At 65.6% G+C, this 15,894-nt stretch carries 15 protein-coding genes; 13 read left to right on the plus strand and 2 right to left on the minus strand.

The window, feature by feature from the left end:
- Nucleotides 1–33: 33 nt before the first annotated feature.
- Nucleotides 34–285 (minus strand): autonomous glycyl radical cofactor GrcA2, encoded by a 252-nt coding sequence (gene grcA2, locus O3669_RS04440; RefSeq protein ID WP_009056454.1) that lies wholly within the window; start codon nucleotides 283–285, stop codon nucleotides 34–36.
- Nucleotides 286–410: 125 nt separating this feature from the next.
- Nucleotides 411–2,516, minus strand: a complete 2,106-nt coding sequence (gene pflB, locus O3669_RS04445; protein ID WP_314768400.1) for a formate C-acetyltransferase — start codon at nucleotides 2,514–2,516, stop codon at nucleotides 411–413.
- A 277-nt stretch (nucleotides 2,517–2,793) separates the two neighbouring features.
- Here pflB and O3669_RS04450 point away from each other — a divergent pair, with 277 nt between their 5' ends.
- The 13 genes from O3669_RS04450 to atpE all read left to right on the plus strand — a co-directional run bounded on the left by O3669_RS04450 (nucleotide 2,794) and on the right by atpE (nucleotide 15,893).
- Complete coding sequence (locus O3669_RS04450) at nucleotides 2,794–4,101, plus strand: homoserine dehydrogenase (protein WP_371523810.1); 1,308 nt, start codon at nucleotides 2,794–2,796, stop codon at nucleotides 4,099–4,101.
- A gap of 1 nt (nucleotide 4,102) precedes the next feature.
- Complete coding sequence (gene thrB, locus O3669_RS04455; protein ID WP_371523811.1) at nucleotides 4,103–5,047, plus strand: homoserine kinase; 945 nt, start codon at nucleotides 4,103–4,105, stop codon at nucleotides 5,045–5,047.
- Nucleotides 5,048–5,267: 220 nt separating this feature from the next.
- Nucleotides 5,268–6,995, plus strand: coding sequence for a transcription termination factor Rho (rho, locus tag O3669_RS04460; RefSeq protein ID WP_371523813.1), 1,728 nt, complete (start codon nucleotides 5,268–5,270; stop codon nucleotides 6,993–6,995).
- A gap of 179 nt (nucleotides 6,996–7,174) precedes the next feature.
- On the plus strand, nucleotides 7,175–8,278 hold the full coding sequence (locus tag O3669_RS04465; RefSeq protein ID WP_371523841.1) for a DUF5129 domain-containing protein: 1,104 nt from the start codon (nucleotides 7,175–7,177) through the stop codon (nucleotides 8,276–8,278).
- A 96-nt stretch (nucleotides 8,279–8,374) separates the two neighbouring features.
- Nucleotides 8,375–10,072, plus strand: a complete 1,698-nt coding sequence (locus tag O3669_RS04470) for a DUF5129 domain-containing protein (protein WP_371523814.1) — start codon at nucleotides 8,375–8,377, stop codon at nucleotides 10,070–10,072.
- Between the two features lie 211 nt (nucleotides 10,073–10,283).
- Nucleotides 10,284–10,505, plus strand: coding sequence for a 50S ribosomal protein L31 (gene rpmE, locus O3669_RS04475; RefSeq protein ID WP_295967878.1), 222 nt, complete (start codon nucleotides 10,284–10,286; stop codon nucleotides 10,503–10,505).
- Between the two features lie 96 nt (nucleotides 10,506–10,601).
- Complete coding sequence (gene prfA, locus O3669_RS04480) at nucleotides 10,602–11,696, plus strand: peptide chain release factor 1 (protein ID WP_295917962.1); 1,095 nt, start codon at nucleotides 10,602–10,604, stop codon at nucleotides 11,694–11,696.
- A gap of 11 nt (nucleotides 11,697–11,707) precedes the next feature.
- Nucleotides 11,708–12,574 carry a class I SAM-dependent methyltransferase gene (locus tag O3669_RS04485; protein WP_371523815.1) on the plus strand — a complete coding sequence of 289 codons (867 nt, stop codon included), beginning with the start codon at nucleotides 11,708–11,710 and terminating at the stop codon, nucleotides 12,572–12,574.
- A 35-nt stretch (nucleotides 12,575–12,609) separates the two neighbouring features.
- Nucleotides 12,610–13,275, plus strand: a complete 666-nt coding sequence (locus O3669_RS04490) for an L-threonylcarbamoyladenylate synthase (RefSeq protein ID WP_371523817.1) — start codon at nucleotides 12,610–12,612, stop codon at nucleotides 13,273–13,275.
- Nucleotides 13,272–14,378, plus strand: coding sequence for an MraY family glycosyltransferase (locus O3669_RS04495; RefSeq protein ID WP_371523818.1), 1,107 nt, complete (start codon nucleotides 13,272–13,274; stop codon nucleotides 14,376–14,378). The genes O3669_RS04490 and O3669_RS04495 overlap by 4 nt, the downstream gene beginning before the upstream one ends.
- Nucleotides 14,375–14,668, plus strand: coding sequence for a hypothetical protein (locus O3669_RS04500; protein WP_371523819.1), 294 nt, complete (start codon nucleotides 14,375–14,377; stop codon nucleotides 14,666–14,668). The genes O3669_RS04495 and O3669_RS04500 overlap by 4 nt, the downstream gene beginning before the upstream one ends.
- A gap of 83 nt (nucleotides 14,669–14,751) precedes the next feature.
- Nucleotides 14,752–15,642 carry a F0F1 ATP synthase subunit A gene (gene atpB / locus O3669_RS04505; protein WP_193389154.1) on the plus strand — a complete coding sequence of 297 codons (891 nt, stop codon included), beginning with the start codon at nucleotides 14,752–14,754 and terminating at the stop codon, nucleotides 15,640–15,642.
- Between the two features lie 41 nt (nucleotides 15,643–15,683).
- Nucleotides 15,684–15,893 (plus strand): ATP synthase F0 subunit C, encoded by a 210-nt coding sequence (gene atpE / locus O3669_RS04510; protein WP_009648812.1) that lies wholly within the window; start codon nucleotides 15,684–15,686, stop codon nucleotides 15,891–15,893.
- Nucleotide 15,894: the final 1 nt, after the last annotated feature.

Consider the following 15,894-nt stretch of genomic DNA (forward strand, 5'->3'; position numbering starts at 1 on the left):
GCGTGCGCCCAACGCCCCACTACCGTCGACCGATCAGGCCGAGTGGTGGAAGGTGCGGGACAGGACGTCCAGCTGCTGCTCACGGGTGAGCTTGACGAAGTTGACGGCGTAGCCGGAAACGCGAACGGTCAGGTTCGGGTACTTCTCGGGGTGCTCCATGGCGTCCTTCAGCGTGGACTCCTCGAGCACGTTGATGTTCGCGTGGTACAGGCCATCCTTGTCGCCGCGCTCCTCGCGGGCGGCCTTCATGTCAGCGAGACGCTCTTCGTAGGTCTTGGTTGCCATAACATTTCTCCTTAATCGTGAGACGCCGGCGGTGCCGGCTTGGGCGGGCCGGTTTGCGGCCGCACCCACGGGGGTGGGTGGCGGGGATCAACAAGGGATACGAGTTGATCCCCGCCAATGGTGGATCAGTAGCCCTTGGTGCCGTCGTAGGCGCAGGAATCGTCGGGGACGAAGCCGGCGTCGAGGATGCCGACCAGGTTCTGGATCTGCTCTTCCTTGGAGCGGCCGAGGCCCTGGGGGGTGATCGTGTTCGTCAGCGAGATGCCGTCGAGCGCGTCGTTGTAGTCCAGCTTGCCGACCGACAGCATGGAGGCGACCATGCCGTGCGTGTCGATACCGTTCTCGGGGTTCGCGCCGGGGGCGAAGGGGGTGCCCTTCTCGTGGCCCGACGGGAAGGAGCCGGTGGCCTTGCCGTAGACGACGTTCGAGGTGATCGTCAGGACGGACTGGGTCGGGATCGCGTCGCGGTACATGGGGATCGCGCGGATCTTGTCCATGACGGTGTGAACGACGGTCGCGGCGATGTCGTCGGCGCGGTCATCGTCGTTGCCGTAGGTCGGGAAGTCGCCCTCGGTGCGGTAGTCGACGACCAGGCCGGTCTCGTCGCGGATCGGGTAGACCTTCGCGTACTTGATGGCGGCCAGCGAGTCGGCAACGATGGACAGACCGGCGATGCCGCAGCCCATGGTGCGGATGATCTCGGCGTCGTGCAGAGCCATCTCAATGGCCTCGTAAGCGTAGCGATCGTGGCAGTAGTGGATGATGTTGAGGGCCTCAACGTAGGTGCCAACCACCCAGTCGAGCATCTCCTCGTAGCGCTTCCACACGTCGTCGAAGTCGAGGGGGCCGTCGCCCTGGACGGGTTCGTAGCCTTCCATGACCTGCTTGCCGCTCATTTCGTCGCGGCCGCCGTTGATGGCGTAGAGCAGGGCCTTGGCGGCGTTCACGCGGGCGCCGAAGAACTGCATCTGCTTGCCGACGCGCATGGGGGACACGCAGCACGCGATGGCGGCGTCGTCGCCCCAGTGGGCGCGGATCTGCGGATCGGACTCGTACTGAATCGACGAGGTGTCGATCGAGATGCGGGCGCAGAACTCCTTGTAGCCGCGGGGCAGGTTCTCGTCCCAGAAGATGGTGATGTTCGGCTCGGGGGCCGGGCCGAGGTTCACCAGGGTCTGGAGCAGACGGAACGAGGTCTTGGTGACCAGCGTGCGGCCGTCGTCGCCGAAGCCGGCGTCGGACCAGGTGGCCCAGTAGGGGTCGCCCGAGAAGATCTGGTCGTAGGCGATGGTGCGCAGGAAGCGGGTGATGCGCAGCTTGATGACCAGGGCGTCGATGATCTCCTGCGCGCCGGACTCGTCCAGCGTGCCGTTGGCCAGATCGCGCTCGAAGTAGACATCGAAGAAGCCGGAGAGGCGGCCGATCGACATGGCGGCGCCGTCCTGAGACTTCACGGAGGCCAGGTAGCCGAAGTAGGTCCACTGCACGGCCTCGTGCGCGTTGGTGGCCGGGCCGGAGATGTCGTAGCCGTAGGAGGCGGCCAGGTTCTTCAGCTTCTTGAGGGCCTTGATCTGCTCGGAGTGCTCCTCGCGGTAGCGCGCCCAGTGCTCGGAGAAGGGCTGGTCGGCGTAGCGATCCTTGTCCTTCTGCTTCTCGGCGATGAGGTGATCAACACCGTAGAGGGCCACGCGGCGGTAGTCACCGATGATGCGGCCACGGCCGTAGGCATCCGGCAGGCCGGTGATGATGTGGGAGGAACGAGCGGCGCGAATACGCGGCGTGTAGATGTCGAAGACCGCGTCGTTGTGGGTCTTGCGGTACTGGGTGAAGATCTTCTTCACCTCGGGGTTGTATTCCTTGCCAGCCTCGTGGATGGCCGTCTCGACCATGCGCCAGCCGCCGTTGGGCATCATTGCACGCTTGAGCGGGGCATCGGTCTGCAGGCCGACGATCACGTCGTCGTCCTCGCAGATGTAACCGGGCTTGAAGGCGTCGATGTCGGCCGGGGTGTCAGTGTCAACGTCGAGGATGCGCACCTTGCGCTCTTCGGAGAGGTACTTTTCCTCGAGGGTGTTCCAGACCCGCATGGTCTTTTCAGTGGGGCCAGCCAGGAACGAGGCGTCGCCCTCATACGGGGTGTAGTTCAGCTGGATGAAGTCGCGGACGTCGATCTCATCGCACCAGTTACCCTTGACAAAACCTTCCCAGGCTTTCTGGTCTGCTGTCGTCATTCTTCCTCTTCTCGGATTATTTCCGTGATCCCTGTGGGGGACGGTCGTTGGGAGCCAAGCTCCGTTCGTGCACCGGATTCCGGCGCTTGGGTCCATTGTCCTACGACCGGCGGGGGCCGGACAACCTGTTTCGCCGATCGATCTATGTTCTGTGTCTCAGGGCCAGGGTCCAAAGTCTCGATTGCTTCAATTATAGGACGAAGGTCCCCATAAGGGAAGGGTGGGCTTTGACCACTTACACTGGTATCAGTGCCCCCGTACGAAGGAGAAATATCCCATGTCTGCACCCCGTCCGGTCCTCGGAGTTGGCGTTCTTGGAGCTGGAACCGTCGGTAGCCAGGTCATTCGTATCCTGCAGTCGAGTCGCGAGGATTTCGCCGCACGCTCCGGCGCGGAAATGGAGGTCCGTCGAGTTCTCGTCCGCAATGTGGATGCTCCGCGTGACTCGCCGATCGATCGGGAGCTGCTCACGACCGATCCCGCCGAGGCTATCGATGGGATGGACTTGGTTGTCGAGCTGATCGGTGGCATCGAGCCGGCGCGCACGTTCGTGTTGCGCGCCCTCAACCAGGGCGTTTCGGTCGTGACGGGCAATAAGGCTCTGCTCGCCGCGCACGGTCCGGAGCTGTACGAGGCCGCCGCCTCCAACGACGCTGACCTCTACTATGAGGCTGCCGTCGCCGGCGCCGTGCCCGTCGTGTACGGCCTGCGCGAATCGCTGGCGGGGGACCGCGTCACCACTGTCATGGGTATTGTCAACGGCACGACGAACTTCATTCTCGACGCGATGAGCTCCAAGGGCCTGAGCTACGAGGACGCCCTCAAGCAGGCGCAGGACCTCGGTTTCGCCGAGGCCGATCCGACGGCCGACGTCGAAGGCCTCGACGCCGCCGCGAAGTGTTCCATTCTGGCCTCGCTCGCGTTCCACACCCGCGTGGGAATCGATGACGTGGCCGTCGAGGGCATCTCGAACATCACCAAGGAAGACATGGAAGAGGCCGCTCGCGTCGGCCACACCATCAAGCTCCTGGCCATTGCCGAGCGCCGCATCGGAGAGGACGGCCGCGAGGGCGTCGCGATGCGCGTCCACCCCGCCCAGGTGCCCTCGGATCACCCCCTCGCTTCCGTCGACGGCGCCTTCAACGCCATCCTCGTCGAGGGTGAGAACGCCGGACGCCTCATGTTCTACGGTCAGGGTGCGGGCGGAGCCCCCACGGCCTCGGCCGTCCTGTCCGACCTCGTTGCGGCCGCGCACCACCGTGCCTTCGGTGGTCATGCCCCGCGCGAGTCCGTCTACGCCCACCTGCCGATCCTCGACCCGGGCTCGACGCTGACGCGCTACCAGATCCGCCTCCAGGTGGAGGACCGCCTGGGCGTCCTGTCCGACGTCGCCGGCATCTTTGCTCGCCATGGCGTCTCGATTCAGTCGGTGCACCAGCGCAACGACGAGGTTCCGGGCGCCTGCGTCATCGTCGTGACCAGCCACCAGGCCCGCGAGGCCGACCTGCGTGCCGTCGCACGCGCGCTGGCCGTGTCCGACGCGGTGCGTGAGGTGACCTCCACGATCCGCGTTGAGGGTGAGTGACGTGCGCGTGCATGATGACTTCGTGGCGGTGAAGGTTCCCGCAACAAGCGCGAACCTCGGCCCCGGCTTTGACTGCATGGGTCTGGCACTGGACCTGTGGGATGAGGTCTCGATTCACGCGACGACGGGGCCGACCTCGGTCGTCGTCGAGGGCGAGGGCGCGGGCAACGTGGAGCTCGGCGAGGATAACCTCGTTGTGCGTGCCCTGCGCCTGGCCCTGGATAGCGCCGGCGCCCCCCAGGTGGGTGTGCGCATGCGCTGCTTGAACCGCATTCCCCATTCACGAGGCCTGGGTTCGTCTGCGAGCGCGATCGTCGCGGGCGTGACGCTCGCCCGCGCGCTCATCGGCGACCCCGACGTCCTGGGTCGCCAAGAGATCCTGGAGATGGGCTCCGAGATGGAGGGCCACCCCGACAACGTTGCGCCCGCCGTCTTCGGTGGCGCCACGGTCGCCTGGATGAACGAGGAAACAAGCGAGGTGGGCGCGTTGCGCCTGAGTCCTCCGGAGGCCATCGCCCCGGTGGTCTTCGTACCCGACTTTGAGCTGCGCACGGCCACCGCCCGTGCAGCCCTACCCGACACGGTGGCGCACGTGGATGCCCGCTTCAACGTCGCCCGAGCGTGCGCGCTCACCGCGATCCTCTCGGGCCACGCCAGCGGGGGAGCGGACCTGCACACCCAGCTCATGGAGGCCACCTGTGACCGGCTTCACCAGGAGCCCAGGCGAGCCGCCATGAAGCCCTCCCTGGCCCTCGTGGACTGGCTGCGCGGCGCCGGATACGCTGCCGTGGTCTCGGGAGCTGGCCCCACCGTCATGTCCCTCGAGCCCGTGGGCGCCGATATTCGCCGCGACGCCGCCGCCTCGGGCTGGCGGGTCCTGCCCCTGGGGGTAGCCGCCTCGGGCGTGACGATCACCCGCGGATCCCTGTCCAAGGTGGAGTTCTAACTAGCCTCTCATCTGTGAGTTTCTGCGCAAGCACCGCCAGTCATGCTGTTTAATCGACAGCTGGCTGGCGGTCTTGCTATATTTTTTCCAGGTCCGAGTCGACTGTTCGAATCCGGCCATTGCGGTGCGCCCGTTATGCGCATCTCCCTCTTCAAGCTTTGTCGTGTGCTTGAGCAATTCACCTCGCCCGCCAAGGGCGCATTCCAGTAAGGATCACTTCGTGAGCAACGAAACCCCCGCCGAGATGACGACCGCGTCGCTGTCGGCGATGAAGCTGCCCGAGCTCAAGGCTCTGGCCGCATCCCGCGGTCTCAAGGGCATTTCTCAGCTTCGCAAGCCCCAGCTGATCGAGCTGCTGAGCAAGGATGCCAGCGCTGCGACCACGCAGGAAGCCGCTCCCCGCGAGGAGGCTCCTGCCTCGTCCACGGAAACCCCTGCCGCGCCCGAGGCCGCGCCTGCTGCCGAAGCCCCTGCTGCTGACGCCCCCGCCGCTGAGGCGCCGCGCCGTTCGCGCCGCCGCCGCGCGGTCAGCCAGGGCGCCGTCGAGCCCGCGCACGTGACGCTCGACCTGCCCCTGCCCGCCGCCGAGCGCACCGAGCCCGCCCCCGAACCCGAGGTCGGCGTCGTCGAGACCGTCCTGAACATCGAACTTCCCGACGGCGACGACACCGAGGGACGTCGCGGCCGCCGCGAACGCGGACGCCGCTCGCGTCGCGAACGCGAGAACCGCGGAGAAAACCGCGATGGTCGCGAGAACCGCGACAACCGCGAGAACCGCGCCGAGGCCCGCGAGGGACGCCCCGCGCGCGGCGCCGAGGATAACCTGGCTCCGATCGCCGGCATCCTCGATATTCAGGAAAACCACGCCTTCGTGCGCACCTCGGGCTACCTGCCCGGCCCCAACGACGTCTACGTGACGCTCGGCAACGTCCGCCGCTGGGGCCTGCGCGCCGGTGACGCGGTCGCCGGTGCCGTGCGCCTGCCCCGCGAGGGCGAGCGTCAGCGCCAGAAGTACAACGCCCTCGTGCGCGTCGACTCCGTGAACGGCATGACGATTGAGCAGGCGCAGGCGCGCCGCGAATTCGGCAAGCTGACCCCCGTCTACCCCTCCGAGCAGCTGCGCATGGAGACCTCCCCGAAGGCCTACACGCCGCGCGTCATCGACCTGGTCGCCCCCGTGGGCAAGGGCCAGCGTGGCCTCATCGTCTCGCCTCCCAAGGCCGGTAAGACCATGGTCATCCAGCAGATGGCCAAGGCCATCGAGCTGAACAACCCCGAGGTGCACCTCATGGTCGTCCTGGTGGACGAGCGCCCCGAAGAGGTCACCGACATGCGTTCGATCGTTAAGGGCGAGGTCATCGCCTCCACCTTCGACCGTCCCGCATCGGACCACACGACGGTCGCCGAGCTCGCGATCGAGCGCGCCAAGCGCCTCGTCGAGCTGGGCCAGGACGTCGTCGTCCTCCTCGACTCGCTGACCCGCCTGTCGCGTGCCTACAACCTGGCCGCGCCCGCCTCGGGCCGCATCCTGTCGGGCGGCGTCGACGCCTCTGCGCTGTACCCGCCCAAGAAGTTCTTCGGCGCCGCCCGCAACATCTCCGAGGGCGGCTCTCTGACGATCATCGCTTCCGCGCTGGTGGAGACGGGCTCGAAGATGGACGAGGTCATCTTCGAGGAGTTCAAGGGCACCGGCAACATGGAGCTGCGTCTGTCGCGTCAGCTCGCCGAGCGCCGCATCTTCCCCGCGATCGACCTCAACGCGTCGGGCACCCGTCGCGAGGAGCTGCTCTTCAAGCCCGAGGAGCTGCGCATTATGTGGAGGCTGCGCCGCGTCCTGGGGACCCTCGATCAGCAGCAGGGCCTCGAGCTGGTCCTCGACAAGCTCAAGGAAACCCAGTCCAACGCTGAGTTCCTCATGCTTATCCAGAAGACGACGCCCTCCGAGTGATCGGCGGGTGAGAACGGGGCGAGTGGCGAGAGTCGCTCGCCCCGCTTTCTTTTCGGTGCGCGCCTACATACCGGACAACTGATGAGGGCCTGTGTCAGACTTGGGGCATGGTGAATGCGACACCGAATATGGTCAATGCGCAGGCGACACAGGAAGCCTCGCGCCGGTCCTGGAGTACCGTGCGCGGATGTGCGCGCCTCGTTCTTGGTCTCCTTCTCGTACTGCCGGCCCCCCTTCAGCTGGGAATCGCCTTCTATGATGGGGCCCTTCATGGGGTCGGGGATGGGCTGAGCTGGCCGAATTGGACCGGCTGGGTCATGGCGCTGTGCGGAATCGGTGTGCTGTGGCGCGGCGCCGGTCTACGGCGCTCGGGGCGTCAGAAAATGGCGGAGATCACCGAGAAATGGGCGGCCTTGGAGGGCCAGCGGGCAGAGGTTGAGCGCGTGTTTTCCACGCTCGTCGGTGCCGGGCACTACGAGATTGGACTGACGGCACGTCACAAGTGTGCCCGAGCCGAACGCGACAGGGTTGGTGCACGGATCGCCGAGCATAGGTCGCCGGGTTTCTTCGCGTCGCTGAGCGAGGCGTCGGGAGGAGCGGAGGATAAGATCCTTGCGCAGATGGAACGCCTGGCGGACGCGGATGCGGCGATCATGGCTGCCCGCGACTTTTTCGCCTGTGTGCCCGGCTGGCGCGACGTGTGGAAGACCGAGATCGGCCCGATCATCGAAGACCTGGACATACTCGACGACGTCGCAGACACCCTCGAAAGTGTCAACACGGAGCCGGGTATTCTGGCGGAGATTGAGGCCTTCAGGGAGCAGGTGGGAGACCGCAAGGACGCGGTGAGAGACCTCGGGACACGCCTTGAGGGCGGGCAGATCGCTCCCGATCAGGCCCTTGAAGAACTCGACCGTATGACCAACGAGGCGCGAGCGCGCACCGCCGAGCTCATCGAAGCGACTCTCGCAACCGATGCCTCGTCGCGCGGACGGCAACGCTACACGCGATGGAAGGACGCGGGCATCAGGCTCACCGCGGCGAATGGGGCGTACGACAGCGAATACTGGAACGAGGCAGCGGACACTGACATCGAATACAACCCGCAAGCCACGATCCGACTGATCGCAAACTCGGCAGGGGTCCACCTGCACGGGCAACCAGCGCCGACGACTGGAATCCTGACGACCGCCCGCTGGCGCGTCTATCTGCTGCCGATGTATCTCGATCGATACCTGAGAGACGATGTGGACGCTGCAGTCGATGGCTGTTCGTTGACCTGAGTGGCGTAGGGGTCGGGCGCGTCGCCCGTCAGTCTTCTTGTCACTATCCGTGGACAATACCGAGCAACCGCTCGTCATTCGTGCCAGAGTGAAGCCATGACATCTATGACACTCAACGGGGCTGATAAGGAAAGAGAGCATCCGCCCGCATCGCTGCGCGTCCTACGCTTCGTGGTGGGTCTCCTCCTGTTCCTCGTGGCGCCCGCGTGGTGTGGCATTGCCTACTGGGCGAATACCCACGCGGTGCAGAAGCACAGTGACTCGGTCACGCCCGTCGTGGAGATCTACGACGAAACGGGGACCATTCGTGACATCGGCGGTCGTCCCCTGAGCGCCGTCCTCGAGGATGTTCGATTCTCGCGCGCAGTTCACCTCGTGGTCCTGTCGTCCAATAGCCTCAGCGGCGGCGGCATGGATCAGGCGGTGGTCACCTACGCGCGCGCCAATCATCCGGAGTGGCTGAGCGCGGGCGGCTCAACGTGGGCGGACGGCTATGTGATCCTGGTTGTGTCGCCCGCCGATCACATGGTAGGTACCTACGTCGGCGAGGATGTCGCTCTTACCCGGTCTGCACAGAAGGACGTCCAGGATGCGGCGAAGGATGACTTCCGCAATGGGCGCTGGAGCGAGGGCATCGTCGCCGCGGTGAACAAGGCTGCGGCGCTGATCCCGGGCGAGAACACTCAGCGTCAGGGGAATATCGTTCCGTGGCCTCCCCTTTACGCGTGGACTGCGACGGTCGCCGGAATCGTCGTCTGGTTGATCGGTGGGAAAGCCCGCCGTCGGCCAGGTGAGGTCGCGAGGCCGCTCGCCGAACAGTGGAATGACATGGAGAAGCGTCACATCGGGGTCGAGAGTTCCTTTGCCGCACTCCTCGCCGAAGGGAACTACGAGCGTGGCCTGAGCGCACGCTATCAAGCTGCGCGGGCGGAGCGCGAGAAGGTGCGTGCCCACATCACCTCGCCTCGCGGGAAACAAGCACGGATGCGCTCGCTCACCCAGTCCTTGCAGGACCTGTCGGATGCGGACACGGCGATGGAGGCGGCGTGCGAGTTCTTCTCGCTCTCCCCGAACTGGCACATTGTGTGGGATAACGAGGTGGGGCCGGTCTTCGAGGACCTGGACATCGTGGATCTTGTCGCGCGCACGGCTGCTGACCGAACGGACTATCAGCACGTCATTACCTTGTATGCCACGCTCGTCGCCTGGACAAACGAGCAGCGAGTGGCCGTGAAGAACCTGCACGCCAGCCTCGAGCGTACAGAGGTGACTCCCGCCGAGGCCTTGGAGTGCCTTGACTCGATTGCGAACGAGGCCAGGCTCCGTCTGACGGTGTTTGTCGAAAACGCGCTGGCAGCCGACACCTCGTGGATGGGGCGCAGGCGCTACTCGCGTTGGCAGGCGGGCAAGGGGGAAAAGCTCAAGGACTACGATCTGCGCTACCTCGGCACGTACACTGTCGATGGCTGGGCGTACTCCTACAATCCCGCCGTCACGATTCGACTGACAGCACACTGCGCGGGGATCGACCTGAGCGGAAGCGGGGCCATCCCATCGGGGCGTTTCACGGCCTTCAATGCACCGGTCTACGTGCCGCCCGCGTACTTCAATAGGTACATCGTCTTCGACGGAACCTCAAGATATGCCTTCTCACGCGAGACCTACCTGACGTCGCCCGCGAACCTAGGTCCCGCAAGTGATTATCGCCACCGCTCCGGTGTTTCTTCCTCCCATTCACGCGGCAGTTCGAGTTCGGGGGGCTTCCGTGGGTCGGGCTCGTCTTCGTCATTCTGATCGGGGGGAAGGTCGGCTCATAGCCGATCTCACGCTCGTGCGGCCACTTCCATCGTTGAAGAGGCTGGGAGCGTGTGCCATAATGTCGTGTCGGCTTACCGGTTCACCGGCATGCCCCAGGCGCGTACGCGTGCTGGAGGGCGAGCCCCCGTCAGACGCGGGGGACGCTGCATGTCCGGACCCGGGGCACCAAACGATCCAGGAGAATTCCATGCGTAAGGGCATTCACCCCGAATACGTGGACACCGTCGTGACCTGCACGTGCGGCAACACGTTCCACACCCGTTCCACGATCACCTCCGGCGAGATGCGCGTGGACGTGTGCTCGGCCTGCCACCCGTTCTACACGGGCAAGCAGAAGATCCTCGACACCGGCGGCCGCGTCGCCAAGTTCGAGGCTCGCTACGGCAAGCGCGTGCGCCCCTCCAAGTGAGGGTGAGCGGATAGCTCGACGGCGGTGTCGTCGGCCTGACGGCTGGCGACGCCGCCGCTTTTTACAAATGTCACTGAAATGAGGATGTGGTGAATCGTGGCTGCGACCGATGAGCTTGGGGCGCTTGGCCCGCTGCTGGAGGAGTACGCGCAGGTGGAGGCCCAGATGTCGGACCCTCAGACCCTGACGAACCAGCAGCTGATGCGCCGCGTCGGGCGCCGCTACGCCGAGCTCGGCCGCGTCAAGGCTGCCGCCGATCGACTCAGCGCGGCGTCGGGGGACCTGGAGGCTGCCCGCGAGCTGGCCGCCGAGGACCGCTCCTTCGCCGAGGAGATCCCCGCACTTGAAGAAGAAGAGGCCGCGGCGCACGCGGCGCTCGTGAAGATTCTCGCCCCGCGCGACCCCGAGGACGCCATGGACGTCATCCTCGAAATCAAGGCTGGCGAGGGCGGCGAGGAATCCGCCCTGTTCGCCTCCGACCTGGCCCGCATGTACGGGCGCTACGCCGAGGCACACGGCTGGAGCGTCACCGAGATGAGCGCGACGCACACGGAGCTCGGCGGCTTCAAGGACATCACGCTCGCGATCCGCGCGAAGGGCACTCCCGCCCCCGACGAGGGCGTGTGGGCGCACCTGAAGTACGAGGGCGGTGTGCACCGCGTGCAGCGCGTGCCCGTCACTGAGTCCCAGGGCCGCATCCACACGAGCGCGGCCGGCGTCTTCGTCATGCCTGAGATCGAGGACGACGAGGAGATCGTCATCGACCCGAACGATCTGCGCATCGACGTCTACCGTTCGAGTGGCCCGGGCGGCCAGTCGGTGAACACGACGGACTCCGCCGTGCGCATCACGCATATTCCGTCCGGCATCGTTGTCTCGATGCAGAACGAAAAGTCGCAGCTGCAGAACAAGGAGGCCGCGCTGCGCGTGCTGGCCTCACGTCTGGCGGCCGAAGCCCGAGCGAAGAGGGAGGCCGAGGCCTCGGCCCAGCGCCTCTCGCAGGTGCGCACCGTCGACCGCTCCGAGCGCATCCGCACCTACAACTTCCCGGAGAACCGCATCGCGGATCACCGCACGGGCTTCAAGGCACACAACCTGGACGCGGTCCTGTCGGGCGCGCTCGACGCCGTCATCGCTTCGTTGCAGGAAGCCGATGAGGCCGAGCGCCTGGCCGCCGCCGCGCAGTCATGATGGGAGGGGCTATGGGAACCTGGTCTGTGACGGAGGCGCGCTCTTGGGCTCGTGAGCGCCTGGCGAACGCTGGCATCGACTCAGTTGATGCGGATGTGCGTGAGCTGCTCGAGTGGGCGTGCGACGTCACATCACAGTTGGACCTGCCAGCTGCCCTTGACCCCGAACAGGCCGATAAGCTGCGCGCCGGCGTGAGCGAGCGTGCCCTGCGCATCCCCCTCCAGCACGTCACCGGCCGGATGTATTTCCGGTCTCTCACCCTCCGGTCGGTCCCCGGCGTCTTCGTCGTGCGCCCCGAAACGGAGGTTCTTGCCGGGCTCGCCATCGACGAGGCCGCGGCGGCTGTGGCTGCCAGGGGCGAGGCCCGCGTCGTCGACCTGTGCACCGGCTCGGGAGCCATCGCCCTCGCAGTCGCCACCGAGTCCGCCCGCACCGAGGTCTGGGCCGTGGAAAAGGAACCCGATCCTTTCGCGCTTGCCTGCCTCAACCGCGACCGCGTCGGCGCCTGCGGCGTCCACCTCGTGCGCGGCGACGCCACGCACCCCGCGACGCTGGGCTTCCTCGATGGCCTCATCGACGTTGTCGTCACCAACCCTCCCTACGTCCCCACCGACGAGATGCCCACCCAGCCCGAGGCCAGCGCCGACCCCCATTCCGCCCTCTACGGCGGCAGCGCGGATGGCCTAGACATTCCCTGCCAGATCATCCGCCGGTCCCTGACCCTTCTGCGCCCGGGAGGGACGCTGCTCATGGAACATTCGCCCAGCCAGGACGAGGCCCTGCGCACCTACGCGGCCTCGCTCGGCATGGTGGAGGTGTCAACGAGTACCGATCTGGCTGGACGTATGCGCTTCCTGCGCGCCTGCGCGCCCCGATGACGCCCCGCCTGCAATCCGTGACACAATGAGGCGTGATGAGTACTGAGACGATTCTGAGCGCGATGCCGAGCTTGAGTGCCTCCGATCTGGCGCGCGCCGGCAGCTACGTGCGCGACGGCCGCATCCTCGTCGTTCCCACCGATACCGTCTACGGCATCGGATGCGCCGCCGACAACCCCGAGGCCGTCGCCGCAGTCTTGGCCGCCAAGGGACGCGGGCGCCAGATGCCCCCTCCCGTCCTCGTTGCCTCAGCCGACGCGATCGACTCCCTGTGCGTCGATGTCCCCGACTACGCGCGGCGCCTCGCCCGCGCCTTCTGGCCCGGCGGACTCACGTTGATCCTGAAAGCCCGCCCCGACCTCGGCTGGGACCTGGGCGAAACGGGCGGAACGGTCGGCGTCCGCATGCCCGCCCAGGAAGCCCTCCTCGCGCTGCTCACCGACGTCGGCCCGATGGCCGTCACCTCCGCAAACCTGACCGGCCAGCCCCCCGCAACCTCCGTCGACCAGGCCCTGGGCTACTTCGGAACCCGCGTGGGCGCCTATCTCGACGCCGGACCCACGAAGGGATCCACGGCCTCGTCCATTGTTGACTGCGCGCACGGCACCCCGCGCGTCATCCGCCTGGGCACCATCAGCCTCGACGACCTGAGCCAGGCGGCCGGCGTGTCCATCGACGCCCCGCAGGGAGGCAATGCGTGAAGGTCTACCTGCTGCTCGCAGCCATCGCCATGGCGCTGACGATCCTGCTCACACCCGCCGTGCGCTGGGCCTGCCTGCGTTTTGGCATCGTGCCCGCCCTGCGCGGCCGCGACCTCCAAAAGACTCCGATCCCGCGCCTGGGCGGCATTGCCATGACGATCTCCTTGATCGTGACGATGCTCGTCGCCTCGCGCATCCCCTACATGGCGCCACTGTTCGCCGGCACTATTCCATGGGCCGTCATGGCCGGCGCGGGCGGCATGTGCATCCTCGGCATTATCGACGACATCATCGAATTAGACTGGATGGCCAAACTCGGCGGGCAAGTCCTCATCGCCGGCGGCATGGCCTTCGGCGGCGTGCAGCTCGCGTCCTTCCCGATTTTCGGGATCACGCTAGGGTCCTCGCGCCTGTCCCTGTTCATCTCGGTGCTCTTCATCGTCGGCATCATGAACGCCGTCAACTTCATCGACGGACTCGACGGCCTGGCCTCCGGCATGATCGCGATCGGCGCCGGCTCCTTCTTCATTTACTCCTACATCATCACGCGCCTCATGGGCGCCGTCTCCTACGCGACCACCGCGAGTCTCATCGTCATCGCGCTCCTGGGCGTGTGCGCGGGGTTCCTGTGGTTCAACTTCCACCCCTCGTCCATCATGATGGGCGGGGGAGCGGAAACCATGGGCCTCGTCCTGGGAGCCGCCGGCATCATCGTCACCGGGAAGATCGACCCGTCGCTGCTTGAACGCCAGCAGATGATCGTCTCCGCCCTGCCGCTCATCCTGCCCCTCGCCGTCATCTTCATGCCGGTCGCCGACCTGGTCGTGACCTCCGTGCGCCGCATGCGTCGGGGCAAGAGCCCCTTCGTTGCCGACCGCTCCCACTTCCACGATCGTCTTCTCGTCGCTGGGCACTCTCACCGTGGGGTCGTCGCGATCCTGTGGATGTGGACCGCCATCGTCTGCGTCCCCGCAGTGGGGCTCCTCGTCTTCGAGTGGTGGAGCGTCGCCCTCGTCGCAGTCATCGCTGCGGCTATCGGGGTGGCCGTCACGACCCGAGAATTTCCCAAGGAAGAGACCGCCCCGGAGGAGGTTTCCGCATGAGCTACCTGCTCGCCGTCCTCATGATCGTCATTATCTGTGCCGCGCAGTGGTTTTTCACCTCCCGCGCGCTGCGCTCACCCTCCCATTTCATTGGATGGGTCAGTGGCGGGTACGCGGCGAAAATCGGATTTCTCGCCCTCGGTCTGTACGTCCCACGCGCGCTTGGGATCGACGTGCGCATCGCCGCAATCGCGACAATCATCGCGGTTATCGTGTCCTCCAGCGTCGAGATGGTCGTCATGATGCGCAAGCGGACCATGAACGTCGACGCGCCGGGAGACACTGAGTAACCCTTGCGCGCGCCTGAGACTCCCATCTCTGTGTAGAATGGGTAAAGTTGCTATGACAGCAGAGACAAACCAATGGAGTTGAGATGAAGGAGGCACATTCAGTGTCCGATCACGCGCCTGCTCGCCGCACCGCGCCTAAGCCGCGCTGGTATTGGGTGAGCCTCGCGATCCTCCTCATCGTCATTGCCCTGACCGCCTACCCGGCGTTCACGCAGCACCCTCACCAGCCGGCTCTTGAGGACTTCTTCCCGACCGTGATCTTCGGTGAGGGAACATTCTTTGAATTCAACCGCCTGACGCTTGCCCGCGTCATTATGGGTCTGCTCGTGTGCGTGGTTCTCGTCCTCGTCGCGCGCAATTCCAAGCTGGTTCCGACCCGCGGACAGATGGCCGTCGAGGCCATCGCCGGCTACATCCGCGACAACGTCGCCCTCGACATGCTGGGTCCGAAGACGGGCCGCAAGTTCTCCGGCTTCATCGCTTTCCTCTTCTTCGGTGTCCTGTCCATGAACATCGCGGGCATCATCCCGGGCATCAACATCGCCGCCTCGTCGGTGGTCGCCGTTCCGATGTTCTTCGCTCTCATCACGTACGTCACCTTCATCGGTGCGGGCATCGGCAAGCAGGGAGTGGGCGGCTTCTTCGCATCCCAGCTCTTCCCGCCTGGGCTGCCCGTTCCGATGTACCTCCTGATCACGCCGATCGAGTTCCTGTCGAACTTCATTGTTCGCCCCGTCACGCTGACGCTGCGACTCCTGTGCAACATGATCTCCGGACATCTGCTGCTCGGCATGACCTACTTCGGGACGGCAATTCTGCTCCACGAACTCTCCGTCCTGTCTGCCGCCTCCGCGCTGACCGGTGCCGCCATGTTCGTGATGACCGGCTTCGAGGTCTTCGTGGCCTTCCTGCAGGCATACATCTTCACGATCCTGTCGACCGTGTACATCAAGCTTTCCGTCGAACATCACTGACCCCCAACGCCACCCGGCGTTACTAACAGAAGGAAACCACTATGGGAACCGCAGCATTCGCCTACATCGGCTACGGCCTCGCCACCCTGGGCCCCGGCCTCGGTATCGGCCTCATGGTCGGCAAGAACCAGGAAGCGACCGCCCGTCAGCCCGAGGTTGCTGGCCGTCTCTTCACCAACATGATTATCGGCGCCGGCATGGTTGAGGCCCTCGGCCTCATCGGCTTCGTTATGCCGCTCATCGTTAAGTGAT

It is taken from the genome of Pauljensenia sp. 20925_1_34, assembly GCF_041432775.1.
Lineage (GTDB): Bacteria > Actinomycetota > Actinomycetes > Actinomycetales > Actinomycetaceae > Pauljensenia.

Bases quoted from the DNA above. Each gene is read 5' to 3' on its own strand.
- O3669_RS04500 (WP_371523819.1), top strand. From the start codon at position 14,375: ATGAGCTACCTGCTCGCCGTCCTCATGATCGTCATTATCTGTGCCGCG.
- pflB (WP_314768400.1), bottom strand. From the start codon at position 2,516: ATGACGACAGCAGACCAGAAAGCCTGGGAAGGTTTTGTCAAGGGTAAC.
- O3669_RS04450 (WP_371523810.1), top strand. From the start codon at position 2,794: ATGTCTGCACCCCGTCCGGTCCTCGGAGTTGGCGTTCTTGGAGCTGGA.
- atpB (WP_193389154.1), top strand. From the start codon at position 14,752: ATGAAGGAGGCACATTCAGTGTCCGATCACGCGCCTGCTCGCCGCACC.
- atpE (WP_009648812.1), top strand. From the start codon at position 15,684: ATGGGAACCGCAGCATTCGCCTACATCGGCTACGGCCTCGCCACCCTG.
- O3669_RS04470 (WP_371523814.1), top strand. From the start codon at position 8,375: ATGACATCTATGACACTCAACGGGGCTGATAAGGAAAGAGAGCATCCG.
- O3669_RS04490 (WP_371523817.1), top strand. From the start codon at position 12,610: ATGAGTACTGAGACGATTCTGAGCGCGATGCCGAGCTTGAGTGCCTCC.
- grcA2 (WP_009056454.1), bottom strand. From the start codon at position 285: ATGGCAACCAAGACCTACGAAGAGCGTCTCGCTGACATGAAGGCCGCC.
- rpmE (WP_295967878.1), top strand. From the start codon at position 10,284: ATGCGTAAGGGCATTCACCCCGAATACGTGGACACCGTCGTGACCTGC.
- O3669_RS04485 (WP_371523815.1), top strand. From the start codon at position 11,708: ATGGGAACCTGGTCTGTGACGGAGGCGCGCTCTTGGGCTCGTGAGCGC.